The organism is Actinoplanes sp. NPDC049118 (assembly GCF_040648555.1).
Classification (GTDB): domain Bacteria; phylum Actinomycetota; class Actinomycetes; order Mycobacteriales; family Micromonosporaceae; genus Actinoplanes.
In genome coordinates, this window is the sequence record NZ_JBEZDY010000001.1 from 188,654 (window position 1) to 203,744 (window position 15,091).

Here is a 15,091-nt window from a genome sequence, read left to right on the forward strand (position 1 = left end):
TGCCCGGCCCGCTGGGCCGGGAGGCGTTGCCAGGACCGGCCTGAGTGCCCGCGGTGATCTGTCCGGCCCGCGGGGCGGTAAGGCGTTGGCAGGGCTGGCCTGAGTACGGCGCGCCCTGCCCGGCCCGCTGGGCCGGGAGGCGTTGCCAGGACCGGCCTGAGTGCCCGCGGTGATCTGTCCGGCCCGCGGGGCGGTAAGGCGTTGGCAGGGCCGCCCGAGCATCCGCGCGACCTGCCCGGCCCGCTCGGCGGGAGGCGTTGGCAGGGCCGGTCTCAGCCGCCGGTGTACGCCGCGTAGCAACGGTCGGCGCGGTCGCGGGCGACGACCGGGTCGGTGCCGTCCGCGATGGCCACCGCGGCCCAGGCGTCGCTGCTCAGCCGCGAGAACAGCTTGCCCTCGTCGGAGAGCATCCAGGCCATCGCGGCCTGCGGATCCACGGCCGAGCCGGGGTCCGTCAGGTGCATGGCCAGGCCGTGCAGGCCCATGTCCCAGCCGATGCCGGTCGCGCTCGGGCCGAACTGGTCCCAGAACTCCTGCGCGACGTGTGCGACGTGTTCGAGCTCGAAGCGGGTGCGGCCGTCGCCCTCCGGGGTCAGGCGTACCTCGATCCAGCTGACGTCGCCGCCGTATTCCCAGGTCGCGGCGTAGCCGTGCGGCGCGTCGCAGCGTGAGATCGTGCCGCCGGCGTGGCCCTCGAGCTGGTATTTGCCGCCCTCGCGTAGTTCGCCCGAGATGGGCATGAACCAGCGGGGGATCCGCTCGGCGCTGGTGACCGCGTCCCACAGGTCGTCGATGCCGGTGTCGTAGACCTGGCTGATCGTCGAGATCCGGGCCTCGCCGGCCTCCAGGTGGCGGGTGCCGACCGTCCGTCGGACCGAATTTATCTGCTGCTGCACGTCAGGCATCGTCTTCTCCTTCAAGAGCTGAGGCGGCGGTGCGGCGCTGGCGTTTTCCGCGGGCCACTTCGGTCGCCAGGGCGGCGAGGTGTGGTGTCCAGTACCGGCGGAACCGGCCCAGCCACGCGTCGGCCTCGCGCAGTGCGCTGTCGTCGACCGCGTAGAGCCGCCGGGCGCCGTCGGGGCGTACGGTCGCGAAGCCGTTCTCCCGCAGCACCCTCAGGTGCTGGGAGACGGCGGGCTGGGAGATGCCGAACTCGGCCCGGATGACCTCGGTGACGGCGCCGGAGGGCTGCTCGCCGTCGGCGAGCAGCTCGAGGATCCGCCGGCGCACCGGGTCGCCGAGCACGTCGAACGCATGCACGGCCCGTACGTTATCAGTGCAGTCTTATATAAGCAACGACTTACTACGAGGCGTACCGCTTGGCGGCGCGCTCCCTCGCCTTGGCGGCCTCGACCTCGCGGTCCTTCGGCGGCGCGGTGGTCACCAGCGCCTCGAGCAGCGCGGTGGTCGCCGCCGCGACTGCGGCGACCGCCACGTCGAAGGCCTCGGAGTTGCGCTGCGACGGATTGGTCGTCCCGGCCACCTTGCGGACGTACTGCAGGGCGGCGGCCTGCACCTCGTCCGGCGTGGCCGGCGGCTCGAAGTTGTGCAGCTGACGAATGTTTCGGCACATGCCACCGAGCCTAACCGCGCAGGCCGCGGTCGCCATGGCCGTACCTTGGCCGGGCCCGCCGGGCTCCGGATAGGTTCTCGGGGTGACCGTGGATCTAGAGGAATCGCCGACCGCCGCGCCGCCGGGCCCGCGCCGGCGCCCCCGCTGGCTGATTCCGCTGCTCGTCGTCGTGCTGCTCGCCCAGATGGCGGGCGCCATGGTGGTCACGGCCGTGCAGCAGACCCCGACCATCGACGAGCCGGTCTACGTCGGCACCGCGGTCACCTACCTGGAGCAGCGCAGCCTGCGCTACAACCCCGAGCACCCGCCGCTGGGCAAGATGATCATCGCGGTCGGCGTGGCGTTCGCGGATCCGCAGCTCGATCCGGCGTTCCGCGGTAACCAGACCGCGCTCGGGCGGCACGTGCTCTACGAGGCCGGCAACGACCCGTACGAGTTGATGTTCCTGGCCCGGCTGCCGATGATCATTCTCACCCTGCTCTTCGGGCTGGTGGTGTTCGCGTTCGCCCGTGACCTCGTGGGCCCGGTCGGCGGCCTGCTGGCGTTGGCGCTCTACGCCCTCTCGCCCGACGTGATCGCGCACGGTTCGCTCGCCACGCTCGATGTGCCGGCGATCGGTTTCCTGCTGACCGCCGTCTGGCTGACGTGGCGGGCGCGGGCGCGCCCGTACCTGTATCTCCCGCTCGCCGGGGTCGCGCTCGGCGCGGCCCTGGCCACCCGGATGAGCGTGCTGCCCGCGGTCCCGCTGCTGATGCTGCTGGCCTTCCTGGCGCTCAAGCGCCTGCGCGGGCTGGCCGCCGCGGCCGGGGTGGCGGTCATCGCGTTCGCCGTCGTGTGGGTGGCCTACCTGATCGTCGACCCGCGGCTGGGGTGGGTGGAGCCGACCGGGATGCCCGTCGTGCCGGGGCTGCGCGGGCTCCTCGTCGACGTGCTGCCGGTGCCGGAGCCGTACCGCGACGGCATGCGCATCCAGTTCGCGTTCGAGGACCGATCGTTCCGCGGCTTCCTGTTCGGGGAGCTCTACCGCGGCTCGCTCTGGTACTACCTGCCCGCCGCGCTGCTGGTGAAGACGCCGATCGGCATGATGGTGCTCTGGCTCGCCGGCGCCGCGGCGATGCTCGCCGTGCCCCGGCTGCGTACGGCGGCGCTCTACCTGATCCTGCCGGCCGGCCTGCTGTTCGCGGTCGCGATGACCGGCGCGCGCGACTTCGGCACCCGGTACGCGATCTTCATGCCGATCTTCGGTGCGGTGGTCGCGGCGGCCGTGGTGGCCGTGAAGTGGCGCTGGGCGCGGGTGACGGCCGCGGCGCTGGTGCTGTTCGTCGCGGTGAGTTCGCTGCGGACGTTCCCGTACTACCTGCCGTACTCGAACGAGGCGTTCGGCGGGCCCGCCGCGACCCACCTGCGGCTGCACGACTCGAACGTCGACTGGGGGCAGGACCTGGGGCGGCTCGCCGACCGGCTGCGCGAGCGCTACCCCGGCGAGCAGGTCTGGCTGGTCTACCGGGGCGCCGGGCTGCCGTCCGCGTACGGGATCAACGCGGCGAACCCCTACCGGGTGCCCGACGCCGACGTGCGCGGGCTGCTGGTGGTCTCGAACAGTTCGGCGGCGAAGGCCGGCAGCCGGCTCAAGGCGCTGATCGCCTCCAGCGGAGAGCCGATCGACGAGATCGGCCACTCGATCACCATCTACCGCCGCTGACGCCACCCGGCGGGGAATCATGTCCGGAATGGGCTTTCCTTCAAGAGGGGAAAGCACACGGACCTGCCGGGCCGCGCGCCGCAGGCTGGACGCCATGGATCGGAACCCGGGCGGCGCCCCGCCGGGCCCGGCCGCCCGTAGCCGGCTCACCCGGCGCGGCATCCTGGCGGCGTCGGCGGCCGCCGCGGTCGCCCTCGGCGCGGCCGGCATGAACATCATGCGCAGCGACGCCCCCGCGGGCACCGGCCGGGAGCCGCTCATCCCGGCCCGCAACCGCGGCCTCATGCTCTACAGCGTGCGCGACCGGATCACCGCGGCACCCGACGACAGCGGCGTGCCGTACGGCTTCGAGCGGGTGCTGGCCCGCGTCGCCGAGCTCGGCTACGCCGAGGTCGAGTTCGCCGGGTACGACCAGAGCACCGAGATCCTCGGCCGGCAGATCACCCCCGCGGAGATCCGGAGGATCCTGGACGACAACGGGCTGGTCGCCAACGGCGCGCACACCCGGATCGACCCGGACACCTTCGAGCGGCAGATGGACATCGCGCAGACGCTGGGCATGGCCAACATCGGCACCGGCGCGGACCCGTCCGGTTCGCCGTACCCGGCGGACTGGGACGTGGCCGCCGACCTCTGGAACGGGCTCGGCCGCCGGGCACACGCCCGGGGCCTGCGGCTGTACACCCACAACCACGCCGCCGCGTACTCGTTCCTGCTCGACGAGGGCCCGCCGGACGCCGCCGGCAGGCCGACCCGATCCTCCGGTACGCGGCGGCTCGAGTACTTCTTCGGCCGGGCCGACCCGCGCTACGTCTTCTTCGAGCTGGACATCTACTGGGCGTACGTGGCCCGGTTCAGGTACCGGCGTTACGTCGACCGCAGCGGCGCCGAGCGCACCGGCCTGTTCGACCCGATCCTGAACGTGGCCGCGAACAGCAGGCGGTTCCCGCTCTTCCACGCCAAGGACGGCGACCGCGACAGCACCCGCGCCGACGGGCACGTGATGACGCCGCTCGGCGAGGGGGACATCGACTTCCAGCGGTTCTTCGCCACCATCGGCGACCCGGACTTCCGGCATCCGAACTGGGAGCAGGACACCGCACCGGGCGGTGCGGCGAACCCGGCACAGTCCCTGGAGTTCGCGGCCCGGTCCTACCGCAACATGTCCGAGCTGACCGTCCACCGGCGCTGAGAGCCGGCGCCGCTCAGCCGGCGGTCGGCACCAGCTTGAACCCCTCGTCCACGGCCTTGAGCAGCAGGAACCGCGCAGAGGTGCGGGTGCCGTCGGGGTTGAAGCTCATCCGGCCGGACAACGTCTCCAGGTCGGTGGCGCTGATCGCCTTGCGGATCGCCTCGGGGTCGAGGCTGCCCGCCCGCTTGATCGCGTCCAGCGCCACGTTCACGGCGTCGTACGCCTCGACCGTCGACGGGCCCGGCGAGGTGCCGACGGCGGCGAGGTAGCGGGCCGACCAGTCGGCCAGCTCCGGCATGAACTCCGGGTAGAGCATCGCGGTGCCGTACACGTCCCGGCTCTGCGCCTTGGTGAGGTACTGCAGCAGCGGGCCGTCCGTCGCGCCGTCACCGACGACGATCTTGCCCTGGAAGCCCTGGGTACGCAGGTCCTTGATCAGCTGGTTGGCCTCGGCGTAGTAGCCGGTGTAGTAGACGGTGTCGGACCCGGCGGAGATCACCGTCTTCGCGGTCCGGGCGTAGCTCGGCGCGCCCTGGCTCAGGGTCAGCTCGCCGGTCACGGCGAGGCCGCCGGCGCGCTTCGCCGCGGCGACCGTCGACTGGGCCAGGGTGATCGGGAAGCTGGTGCCGTCGTGCACGACCGCCAGCCGCTTGGCGCCGGACCGCTTCATCCAGTCGACGGCGAAGTCGGCCTCGGCACCGACCGTGCCGCAGACCAGGAAGACGCTGTCGTACTTCGGCCCGAGCAGATCCGTCGAGTTGGACTGCGCCACGATCATCGGTACCCGCGCCGCCCGGAAGGACTTCAGCGTCGGCACGGTCGCGCTGCTGCAGTAGCCGCCGACCGAGACCGAGATGCCCTTGTCGATAAGCGTGCGGGCGGCGGTGACCGCCGTGCCCGGGTCGCAGGCGTCGTCCTCGACGACCAGCTCGATCTTCCGGCCCAGCACGCCGCCGGCCGCGTTGGCCTCGTCGACCGCGAGCTGCGCCGCGTCGACCATCGCCTGGCCCGAGGGGCTGTTGCGACCGGTGAGGGGCACGAGCGTGCCGAGGCGGATGACCTCCGGCGCGGCCGCGGCCTTGTCACCGGCCTTCTCCGCGCCGCCGCACCCGGTCAGGGCGGCCAATACGACTGCCACCGCGGCAGTGGAAAGCAACTGTCGGCTGCGCATGGGAACACCCCGTCCTTCTCGCTCGGTGCACTCATCGGTTCCGGGCACACCCACTTGAGCCCATTCGCCTTCACCCTTGCCGTTCGCTGCCGAACTAGAGGGCCGTGATCAGGCGCATTCGGGGACGCAGCGTGGCGACGACCGCTGCGCTTGCCGGTGTGCTGCTGGCGCTGGCGGCGTACGTGATCCAGGGGACCGTGCACACCACCCGCGCGACCGAGCAGCAGAGCCATGCTCTCGTCGTGGACTCGCTCTTCGCCGAGGCCCGCATCGCGATCGCGATGCAGGAGGTGAACCTGCGGCACTACCAGGTGGAGCCGTCGGTCGCCGTCAAGCAGCGCTTCGACCAGGTCGTTCGCACGGCCAACGACACCCTCGCGCAGATCGCCGCCGGCGACGACGGGCAGGCCCGGCAGGACGCGCTGCGCCTGCACGCGGAGCAGCTCGCCTACCAGGCGCTCGCCGAGCGGCTGATCCTGCTGATCGCCGACAGCGACCCCGCCCATATCCAGCTCGACCGGCTCGAGGTGACCCCGGCCTTCTACACCCTGCAGGACGACGTCGACATGGTGGCGCGCGCGTACCACGATGCCGCGCAACGGGAGGTCGCGGCGCTGCGGCGGACCCAGGTGCGGCTGCTGGTCGGCACCTGCCTGGGCTTCGGCCTCGGGCTCTTCCTGGTCGGCATGATCCTGCGGCTGGTCCTGGGCTACCAGCGCCGGCTGGTCGAGCAGGCCGCGACGAGCCGGCACCTGGCACTGCACGACCCGCTGACCGGTCTGCCGAACCGCACGCTGTTCACCCAGCGGATGCAGGAGGCGCTGGACGACGCCGAATCGGCGGGTGACCGGCACGTCGCCCTCATGGTCGTCGACCTGAACGGCTTCAAGGCCGTCAACGACACCATGGGCCACCACGCCGGCGACCTGGTCCTGATCGAGTCCGGGCGGCGGCTGGCCGCCGGTGTCGGCACCGACGGCGTCGTGGCCCGGCTCGGCGGCGACGAGTTCGCGGTCCTGCTGCCCCGGGTGACGGGGGTCGCCGCGGCCACCGAGCTCGCCGAGTCGCTGGTCGCCGCGCTGCGCCGCGACTTCGCGCTGGACGAGGGCCCGGCGGCGATCAGCGGCAGCCTCGGCATCGCGCTCGGCCCGATGCACGGCGCCGGCGACGAGCTGTTCCGGCACGCGGACGCGGCGATGTACCGGGCGAAGGGCAACGGCGGCGGCGTCGCCGTCTACGACGCCGCCTCGGACGCGGAGATGCCGGACCGGATGCAGCTCTTCGCGGACCTTCGGGCCCTGCTCGACACCGCGGACCCGGGCGGTCAGCTGCGGCTCTACTACCAGCCCCAGGTACGCCTGAGCGACGGCGCCGTCACCTCGGTGGAGGCGCTGGTCCGCTGGCAGCACCCGGTACGGGGCCTGCTGATGCCGGGCACATTCCTGCCGATCGCGGAGAGCAGCGGGCTGGAGGTCCGCCTCACGTACCACCTGCTCGGGGTGGCCGTGCGCCAGGCGGCCGGCTGGCTGCGCGACGGACGGCAGTACAGCGTGTCGGTGAACGTGTCGCCGGGCTGCCTGATCGACCCGGGCTTCGTGGCCCGGGTGCTGAGCACCGTCGACGAGGCCGGGCTGCCGCCGGAGCTGCTGCGCCTGGAGCTCACCGAGACCAGCATCATGGCCGACCCGGAGCGGGCGGTGCGCGCGCTGCACGAGGTCCGCGAGCACGGCATCAGCGTCTCCGTGGACGACTTCGGCACGGGCTTCAGCTCGCTGGCCCAGCTGCGCCGGGTCCCGGCGGACGAGCTGAAGATCGACCGCACCTTCGTCCGCGACCTGACGGCGGGCACCCCGGACGCGGTCATGGTCCGCAGCGCCGTCGACCTGGGCCACAACCTCGGCCTGTCCGTGGTCGCGGAGGGTGTCGAGGAGGTGGAGGCGCTGCTGCGCCTGCGCGAGATGAACTGCGAGTTCGCGCAGGGCTACGCGCTGAGCCACCCGGTGCCCGCGGACCGGCTCCCGCAGGCCTGCCGGCAGGCACAGGAGGTCGTCACGGCGGCGATCGCCCCGCTCGGCTCCGTCGCCTGATCAGCGCTCGCCGGCCTCCTTCGCGGCCTGCTCGACCCGGTCGTGGTACGCGCGCCACCAGGCCTCGTCGCCGGGCGCGAGGTTGCTCGATCCGGGCCGCATGCCGGCCTCGCCGTCGATCAGTTCGCGGACCACGTCGGCGTGCCCGGCGTGCCGGGACGTCTCGACGATCATGTGAACCATGATCTTGTGCAGGGTGGCCGTGGCGCGCTCCTCCGGCCACCACGGGACGCGCCCCGTCGTGTCCAGCGTCAGCGCCTCGATGGTGGCGTCCGAGTGCGCCCAGACCCGCTTGTAGAGGTCGATGACGTCGGCGCGGGACTCGTCCGCGGTGGCCCACATGTCGGCGTTCGGCTCGGCGTCGTCGTCCAGCCAGGGCAGCGGCTGCGGGAACGGGCGGCCGAACGTGTCGCCCAGGTAGCCGGCCTCGATGCTGGCCACGTGCTTGACCACGCCGAGCAGGTTGGTGGCCGTCGGCACGAGCGGCCGCCGCACGTCGTACTCGGAGAGCCCGTCCAGCTTCCACAGTAGAGCCTCGCGGGTGGCCCGCAGGTAGTGGTGGAGATCCGCCTTCTGATCAATGTCAGTCATGCGAGCCAGCATGCCAGCAGTCTCCCGGGTGGGCGGGCCCGGTACTCACCGGCCGGTGCGCGCGCCGACCAGCTGCCGGCCCGCGCCGACGGAGGTCAACGCGCCGAGGGCGCCGACGAACCGGTCGATGTCCGCGCCGGTGGTGCCCAGCCCGAAGCTCACCCGCAGCAGCGCCGCGGTCGAGGCGTCACAGGTGGCCACGCCGGCGGCGCCGGTGAGGCGGCGGGTGAGCGGGTGCGCGCAGAACTGACCGGCCCGGACCCCGATGCCGTGGTCGTCGGCGAGCCGGTCGGCCACCGCGGCGGCGTCGTTGCCGGGCAGCGCGAGCGACACGATGCCCACCCGGGGCTGCGCGGGGCCGAAGAGGCTGACCTCGGCGGCGCCGGGAACCCCGGTCAGGCCGCCGCGCAGCCGGGCCAGCAGGTCCTGCTCCCGATCGTGCAGCGCGGCCCGGTCGGCCCGGGTCAGCGCCGCGCAGACCGCCGCCAGGGAGACCGCGCCGAGCAGGTTCGGCGTGCCGCCCTCGTGCCGGGCGGGCCCGGTGGACCAGGTGACGTCGCCGGCGGCGCCGACGGACGCGCTGGCGCCGCCGCCGCGCAGGTAGGGCGCCGCCGCGTCCAGCCAGTCGGCGCGGCCCGCCAGCACGCCCGCGCCGAAGGGCGCGTAGAGCTTGTGCCCGGACAGCGCCAGGTAGTCGGCGCCGAGCTCGGCTAGGTCGACGGGGGAGTGCGGCGCGAGCTGCGCGGCATCGACGACGACGCGGGCGCCGTACCGGTGTGCGAGGTCGGCCAGGCGCCGGACCGGCCAGATCTCGCCCGTCACGTTGCTCGCGCCGGTGACGGCGAGCAGGGCCGGACCGCGCAGCGAACGCAACGCCCGCTCCAGGGTCTCGACGGCGGCGTCCGGGCTCGACGGCGTCGCCAGCCGCAGCGGCGCCGGCCAGGGCAGCAGGTTCGCGTGGTGCTCGCCGTCGAAGACGATCGTGGTGACGTCCGCCGGCAGGCAGCGGGCGAGCAGGTTCAGCGCGTCGGTGGTGTTCCGGGTGAACACCACCGTGTCGCCCGGTCGCGCACCGACGAAGCCGGCGATGACGTCGCGGGCGCGCTCGTACTCCTGCGTCGACCTCCGGGAGCGGATGCCGGCGCCGCGGTGGACGCTGCCGTACCAGGGCAGCAGGCCCTCGACCGCCTCGGCCGCGGCGCGGACGCACGGGGCCGACGCGGCGTAGTCGAGGTGGGCGAACGGGACGGTGTCCCCGCCCGGCAGCCGTACGGTGAGTCCGGCGCCGACGACATCGAGGTCGGTGCGCTGCGGCAACAGGGACATGGTGAGCCTCCGCGAGGTCGGGGACCCCGCCGGGGCCCGCGCTTGCCCGCGTCGTTGTCGACGCCGGCCCGGTCCTCACCCGGAGCACCCCATCGCGAACACAAGGGTTGCCGGCCAGCAAGCCGGGGCTTCGCGCTGGCACTCATGACCAGTCGGCACCGTATCAGCATCGGCCGGGCCGGGCTCGGGGAGGGCTCAGTGGACCTCGCGCAGCTTGCCGGTCTCGACCTCGTAGACGAAGCCCCGCACCGAGTCCTTCACCGGGATGAACGGGTCCTCGAGCACCCGGCGCAGCGACTGCCGCACGTCGTCGTCGAGGTCCGCGAAGGCCTCGACGGCCCACGGCGGCTTGATGCCGACCTCGTGGCGGATGCTCTCCTTGAAGTCGTCGTCGGTGAAGGTCAGCATCCCGCAGTCGGTGTGGTGGATCAGGACGATCTCGGTGGTGCCGAGCAGGCGCTGGCTGATCGCCAGGCTGCGCAGCTGGTCGGCGGTGATGACGCCGCCCGCGTTGCGGATCACGTGCGCGTCACCCTCGGAGAGCCCGAGCAGCCCGTACGGGTTGAGCCGGGCGTCCATGCAGGCGACGACGGCGACGTGCCGGGCGGGCGGCAGGGGCAGCGAGCCCTTGTCGAAGTCGGCGGCGTAACGCTCGGCGTTGGCCAGCAGCTCGTCGGTGATACTCATGGGCCTCAGCTCCTGTGGCAGGCGGACGTGCGCAGAAACGCATACTATCCCCGTCTGCCGAATAGGATATCGAACCATTCCCTGATCATTGTTTACCCGGGCGCCACAATGCCTATCAATTTGATAGGTATGGTGGCGCACATGACGACAGCACCGGTGCGCCTGCGGAGCGCGGAGGAGACCGCCTTCCGGCGCCAGCTCGCCAAGGACGCCGTCTGGAGCCGGATGGTCGCTCCCGGCGGCCGCGTCCCGGCCATGCCCCTGATCGAGGTGGACCTCGGCCCGATCCACCTGGACCGGTTGCTGCAGACCGGGCCGCTCGTGCTGGTCTTCTTCTCCTGTGCGGAATCGGCGTCCGTCGACGCCGTGCTCGCCGGCTACCAGCGCACCCTGCTGCCGGCCTGCACCGACGCGGGCGCCCACCTGGTCGCGGTGAGCCCGCAGCGGGTGGGGCTGCTTGCCCCGGCCAAACACCGGCACGACCTCGGCTACCTGGTGGCCTCGGACCCCCGGCACGCCCTCATCGACGCCTTCCGGATCGGCTACCAGAGCCCGGAGGCGGGCGCGACGCTGGGCACCGGCCGGTCGGTACTGCCGTACCCGGCGGTGGTGGTGGCGGACCGCACGGGAACGGTCTGCTACGTCAGCATCCGTCCGGAGGCTGCGCCGCCGACCCCGGCCGCACGGGTCATCGCGGCCCTCGATCGACTGAGGCCGCCGCGGTCCCGCCGCCCGGCCGCGCCGCATCCTAAGGGCCCGCCGGAATTTATATAAGCACTGTTATATTGGCGGGGTGACCGAACCGGACCTGCTCGACAGCAGCTACTACGGCGACCTGTTCCGGCTGCTCGCCGAGATGGACTCCGACATCGCCGGCCTCTACGCCGAGGCCGGCATCGAGGGCGTCCGGACCCGTTTCGTCGGGCCGCTCATCGACCTCGGCCGGCGCGGGCCGCTGACCATCCAGGAGCTCGCCGACGCCCGCAAGGTGACCCATTCGGCGATGAGCCAGACCGCGGCCGCGATGCGCAAGGCCGGGCTGGTGGAGCGCGCCGACGACACCGACGGGCGCACCCGCCGGGTGCGGCTCACCGGGCGGGCCCGGGAACTGGTGCCGTTCCTGAGTGCCGAGTGGCGCGCCACCGAGGCGACCGTCCGCGCGCTCGACGCCGAACTGGAGTATCCGCTCATGCGGGTGGTCGCCGACCTGCGCGGCGCGCTCGCCGCCCGCCCGTTCGCGGAACGCCTGCGTGACCACCTCGCCGAGCAACTGCCGTGAGCGCCGCCGGCACCCTGGTCGACCTGCGGCCACTGCGGGAGAACCCCGTCTTCCGCCGGCTCTGGCTCGGCACGACCGCGTCCGGGCTCGGCGGTCAGCTGGGCGCGTTCGCCGTCGTCTACTACGTCTGGGAACGCACCCACAATCCCGCCATGGTCGGCCTGGCCGGCCTGGTCACCGCCGTACCGCTGATCGTGCTCGCCCTCGCCGGCAGCGCGTTCGCGGACCACGTCGACCGGCGCCGGCTGGCGCTCGGATGCGCGTACGGGCAGGTCGCGGTCAGCCTGGCCATGGCCGGGGTAGCCGCGACGGACGCCGGAGGCGTGCCGCTCATGCTGGCGCTCGCCGGCCTCGGCTCGGCGCTCGCGGCGCTCGGCGCGCCCGCCCGGCACACGTTCGTCCCGGCGCTGCTCGCCGGCGAGCGGCTCGCCGCCGGCCTCGCCCTCAACCACCTGTCGTTCCAGCTGGCGATGCTGCTCGGCCCGGCGGCGGCCGGCCTGGTCACCGCCCGCTGGGGTACGGCCTGGTGCTTCGCCATCGACGCGGCGACCTTCGGCTTCGCCCTGATCGGCATCGCCGGGCTGCCCCGCGGCGTGCCGGGCGCCGGCGGCCGCCCCGGCGCGGCGGCGGTCGCCGACGGCTTGCGCTTCACCGCGCGTACGCCGGAGGTGCGCGGCGCGTTCCTCGCCGACCTGGCGGCGACCACGCTGGCCATGCCGTTCGCGTTGTTCCCGCTGATCAACGAGGAGAGGTTCGGCGGCCGGCCGGAGATCCTCGGCCTGTTCTCCACCGCCGTCGCGGTCGGCGGCGTGCTGGCCTCGCTGCTGTCCGGACTCGCCACCCACCGCCGCCACCCGGGCACGGTGCTGCTCGCCTGCGGCGCGGTCTGGGCGGTGTCGCTGGGTGCGGTCGGGCTCAGCGGCCACCTGCCGATCGTGCTCGCCCTGCTGGCGGTGGCCGGCGCCGCCGACACCTGGGCGGTCGTCTCCCGTGGCACGGTCGTGCAGTCCTCGACGCCGCCCGGCTACCGGGGCCGGGTCGCGTCGCTGGAACACATCGTCGGGTCGGCGGGCCCCCAACTGGGCAACCTGCGCGCGGGCCTGGTCGCGGCCGCGACGTCCGGGGCGGCGTCGCTGGCCGCCGGTGGCCTGCTGAGCGTCGCGGCCATCGGCCTGATCGCCGCGACGACCCCGGCGCTACGCCGCTTCACGGTGTCCGACCCTGCCGCCGAGAATGCGACGATCCCGGCGCGATGATCGCGAGTCGCAACGGCATCAGGCCATGGTGAGGCCGGCGCGCCGGACGAACACTTCGCGGCGTTCGGTCGCGTCGCCGTGCTTGCCGACGGTGTATCCGGTCAACCAGACCCAGCCGGCATAGGTGGCCCGCCGGTCGACGCTGATGACCCGGAGCAGGATCGAACGGTCCCCGGCAAACTGCACGCTGGCCTCCGCGGTCAGCCTGACAACGTCACCAGGACGGGGCTGACGTTGTTCGCGTACCGGTTCGGTCACCCATTCCTGTGCGCCGGGTGAGACGCGGAATCCGGCCGTCTTTCCCACCGCCACTGCGCGGACAGCATTGGAAATCGCCATACGTAGATCGTTGTGGGTGCGTCGCCGCCGATCCATTACAAGCCATGGTCCATCGGGGAGTAGGTTCTATCCGGCGGCCGGATAACAGGCGCCGCGCCATTGATGAATCGACCAGGGGAGGGCTGCTCGTGAGCCTTCGCTCAGCGGCCGCCTTCACCGTGCCGACGCAGGTATGGAAGACGAACGACATGCTCGACGCCTTGGCGGCACGCGACATCGCGCAGGTGTTCCGGCTGATTCAGCGGGCGACGCGGGTCAGCCAGACCCATCTCGGGGTCGCCACCGGGCTCAGTCAGGCGCAGGTCAGTGAGATCATCGGTGGCACCCGACGGGTGAGCAGCATCGACGTACTCACCCGGATCTGCACGGGGCTGCGCATACCCGCCGAGGCCAGGATGGTCCTCCTCCTGGGTGACCGCGCTCATGGAGTCGATGCCGGCATGGTCTCCTCGACCGGCGAATTCTCTGATGTCGAAGCGGTGTACCCGAGCCGCTCGGAGTTCACCTCCAGGATGCCGCCGCACGCACTGTTCGACCGCGCGACCGACATCCGGGCCGTCGGGCTGTCCCTCAACCTCATCTGCCAGCAGTACGCCGACACGCGCCTTGCCCAATTGGTCGAGAATGGTGCTCGTCTGCGCCTGCTCTTCGGAGATCCCGCGGGCGCTGCCATCCGGCAACGGGAGATCGAGGAGGGTCAGGTTGCCGGCCAACTGGGGGCTCTGACAGCACTGAACCTGCAAGGAGTGCTCCGGGTACGAGAACGGCTACCGATCGACGTCCGTGATCGCATCGAGGTGGCCACATATGACCAGACGATTCGCATCAACATCACTCTCATCGACGATGAGCTGTGCATCTCCCAGCCTTATCTTCCTCATGCGCGAGGCGTCGAGTCCCCCACGATGTTGATCAGAAAGCGTTGGTCCTCTGCGGGGCTCTACCCCGTCTTCGAGCGCACGTTCGAAGAGCTCTGGGCCGGGGGACAACCCCGATGACCGACCACGCCGGCCTTCTGCCCGTCGCGCACCGGGCGGTCGACCTCGCGAGCGGCATCATGCGCAGCATGCGACCGGGCGTCCTGACGTCCAAAGGCGACCGGGACATGGCCTCCGAGGTCGACTTCGCGGTCGAGGACCGGGTCCGGGCCTTCCTCACCGAGCAGACCCCGGAGATCGGTTTCCTCGGTGAGGAGAACGGATCCAGCGGCGACACAGGCGGGCTGCTCTGGACGCTGGACCCGGTCGACGGCACGGTCAACTTCGTGCACGGGTCGCCGCTCTGCGCTGTCTCACTCGGCCTGATCGCCGGGAAGCGAGCCGTCCTCGGCGTCATCGACCTGCCCTTCCTGGGCGGCCGGTACAGCGCGGCCGAGGGCCACGGTGCAGAGGCCGACGGCCGGCGCCTTGGTGTCAGCGGCGTCACCGAGGTCAGCGAGGCGGTCGTGGCGATCGGTGACTATGCAGTCGGTCCCGGTGCCGAGGAGAAGAACCGGCTCCGGTTCGCGCTGACGCATCGGCTTGCCGCGCGGGCCCAGCGCATCCGGATGCACGGGTCGGCGGCCGTCGATCTGGCGTGGCTTGCCGCTGGAAAGATCGATTCAGTGATCATCCTGGCCAACAAGCCATGGGACACCTCGGCCGGCGTGGTCATCGCGCGGGAGGCCGGCGCCTTGACCGTCGATCGCGACGGGGCTCCGCACAGCTTCGACGCCGAAGCGACAATCGCCGCCAACCCTCACCTGCTGCCATCGATCCTCGCCCTCGTGGCCGGCGAAGGCTCGGCCGAGCGCGGGCCGCGACCCGGCAGCGCCGGGCGTCGACCGACTCGGCCCTGAGCGCTGTCGCGCCCGGTTGGGGCGCGGCAGTGCTCGCCGCGCCCCCGGCCG

General features: G+C 72.4%; 16 protein-coding genes and 1 riboswitch. Of the genes, 8 read left to right on the forward strand and 8 right to left on the reverse strand.

Features of this window, described 5'->3' with window-relative positions; all coding sequences use genetic code 11:
• Window positions 1–272: 272 nt before the first annotated feature.
• The 3 genes from AB0B58_RS00815 to AB0B58_RS00825 are packed head-to-tail and all read right to left on the reverse strand — an operon-like array spanning window position 273 to window position 1,573.
• A complete protein-coding gene (locus tag AB0B58_RS00815) occupies window positions 273–905 on the reverse strand; it encodes an SRPBCC family protein (RefSeq protein WP_360215222.1) in 633 nt (210 codons plus the stop codon).
• Window positions 898–1,260 (reverse strand): metalloregulator ArsR/SmtB family transcription factor, encoded by a 363-nt coding sequence (locus AB0B58_RS00820; RefSeq protein WP_360215225.1) that lies wholly within the window; start codon window positions 1,258–1,260, stop codon window positions 898–900. The genes AB0B58_RS00815 and AB0B58_RS00820 overlap by 8 nt, the downstream gene beginning before the upstream one ends.
• A gap of 43 nt (window positions 1,261–1,303) precedes the next feature.
• Window positions 1,304–1,573: a DUF2277 domain-containing protein gene (locus AB0B58_RS00825; RefSeq protein WP_360215228.1), complete on the reverse strand. Its 270-nt coding sequence runs from the start codon at window positions 1,571–1,573 to the stop codon at window positions 1,304–1,306.
• Between the two features lie 82 nt (window positions 1,574–1,655).
• On the opposite strand from AB0B58_RS00825, the gene AB0B58_RS00830 reads away from it, so the two are divergent.
• Both AB0B58_RS00830 and AB0B58_RS00835 read left to right on the forward strand, forming a co-directional pair.
• Complete coding sequence (locus AB0B58_RS00830; protein ID WP_360215231.1) at window positions 1,656–3,275, forward strand: phospholipid carrier-dependent glycosyltransferase; 1,620 nt, start codon at window positions 1,656–1,658, stop codon at window positions 3,273–3,275.
• 94 nt (window positions 3,276–3,369) lie between these two features.
• Window positions 3,370–4,467, forward strand: a complete 1,098-nt coding sequence (locus AB0B58_RS00835) for a sugar phosphate isomerase/epimerase (protein WP_360215234.1) — start codon at window positions 3,370–3,372, stop codon at window positions 4,465–4,467.
• 13 nt (window positions 4,468–4,480) lie between these two features.
• On the opposite strand, the gene AB0B58_RS00840 is transcribed toward AB0B58_RS00835, so the two are convergent.
• Window positions 4,481–5,605: a branched-chain amino acid ABC transporter substrate-binding protein gene (locus tag AB0B58_RS00840; protein WP_360215237.1), complete on the reverse strand. Its 1,125-nt coding sequence runs from the start codon at window positions 5,603–5,605 to the stop codon at window positions 4,481–4,483.
• Window positions 5,606–5,769: 164 nt separating this feature from the next.
• Between AB0B58_RS00840 and AB0B58_RS00845 the strand changes: the two genes are divergently transcribed.
• A complete protein-coding gene (locus AB0B58_RS00845; protein ID WP_360215240.1) occupies window positions 5,770–7,725 on the forward strand; it encodes an EAL domain-containing protein in 1,956 nt (651 codons plus the stop codon).
• Here the strand turns inward: AB0B58_RS00845 and AB0B58_RS00850 are convergent, their stop codons facing one another.
• The 3 genes from AB0B58_RS00850 to AB0B58_RS00860 form a co-directional block, all read right to left on the reverse strand.
• A complete protein-coding gene (locus AB0B58_RS00850; protein WP_360215243.1) occupies window positions 7,726–8,316 on the reverse strand; it encodes a DinB family protein in 591 nt (196 codons plus the stop codon). It abuts the gene before it with no gap.
• A gap of 45 nt (window positions 8,317–8,361) precedes the next feature.
• Window positions 8,362–9,642: an aminotransferase class V-fold PLP-dependent enzyme gene (locus tag AB0B58_RS00855; protein ID WP_360215246.1), complete on the reverse strand. Its 1,281-nt coding sequence runs from the start codon at window positions 9,640–9,642 to the stop codon at window positions 8,362–8,364.
• A gap of 33 nt (window positions 9,643–9,675) precedes the next feature.
• Window positions 9,676–9,792: riboswitch (SAM riboswitch) on the reverse strand.
• A gap of 45 nt (window positions 9,793–9,837) precedes the next feature.
• Entirely contained in the window at window positions 9,838–10,329 is a 492-nt protein-coding gene (locus tag AB0B58_RS00860) for a carbonic anhydrase (RefSeq protein WP_360215249.1), read from the reverse strand.
• 141 nt (window positions 10,330–10,470) lie between these two features.
• Here AB0B58_RS00860 and AB0B58_RS00865 point away from each other — a divergent pair, with 141 nt between their 5' ends.
• From AB0B58_RS00865 to AB0B58_RS00875, 3 genes are read left to right on the forward strand one after another with little or no spacing between them, the layout of a single operon-like run.
• Window positions 10,471–11,103 (forward strand): redoxin domain-containing protein, encoded by a 633-nt coding sequence (locus AB0B58_RS00865; protein WP_360215252.1) that lies wholly within the window; start codon window positions 10,471–10,473, stop codon window positions 11,101–11,103.
• 19 nt (window positions 11,104–11,122) lie between these two features.
• Window positions 11,123–11,608 (forward strand): MarR family transcriptional regulator, encoded by a 486-nt coding sequence (locus AB0B58_RS00870; protein WP_360215255.1) that lies wholly within the window; start codon window positions 11,123–11,125, stop codon window positions 11,606–11,608.
• On the forward strand, window positions 11,605–12,864 hold the full coding sequence (locus AB0B58_RS00875) for an MFS transporter (RefSeq protein ID WP_360215258.1): 1,260 nt from the start codon (window positions 11,605–11,607) through the stop codon (window positions 12,862–12,864). Before AB0B58_RS00870 ends, AB0B58_RS00875 begins: the two co-directional genes overlap by 4 nt.
• Window positions 12,865–12,882: 18 nt before the next feature.
• On the opposite strand, the gene AB0B58_RS00880 is transcribed toward AB0B58_RS00875, so the two are convergent.
• A complete protein-coding gene (locus AB0B58_RS00880; RefSeq protein ID WP_360215261.1) occupies window positions 12,883–13,239 on the reverse strand; it encodes a hypothetical protein in 357 nt (118 codons plus the stop codon).
• A gap of 92 nt (window positions 13,240–13,331) precedes the next feature.
• Between AB0B58_RS00880 and AB0B58_RS00885 the strand changes: the two genes are divergently transcribed.
• Together AB0B58_RS00885 and AB0B58_RS00890 are read left to right on the forward strand one after the other, a co-directional pair.
• Window positions 13,332–14,201: a DUF5919 domain-containing protein gene (locus AB0B58_RS00885; RefSeq protein WP_360215264.1), complete on the forward strand. Its 870-nt coding sequence runs from the start codon at window positions 13,332–13,334 to the stop codon at window positions 14,199–14,201.
• On the forward strand, window positions 14,198–15,040 hold the full coding sequence (locus AB0B58_RS00890; RefSeq protein WP_360215267.1) for an inositol monophosphatase family protein: 843 nt from the start codon (window positions 14,198–14,200) through the stop codon (window positions 15,038–15,040). The genes AB0B58_RS00885 and AB0B58_RS00890 overlap by 4 nt, the downstream gene beginning before the upstream one ends.
• Window positions 15,041–15,091: the final 51 nt, after the last annotated feature.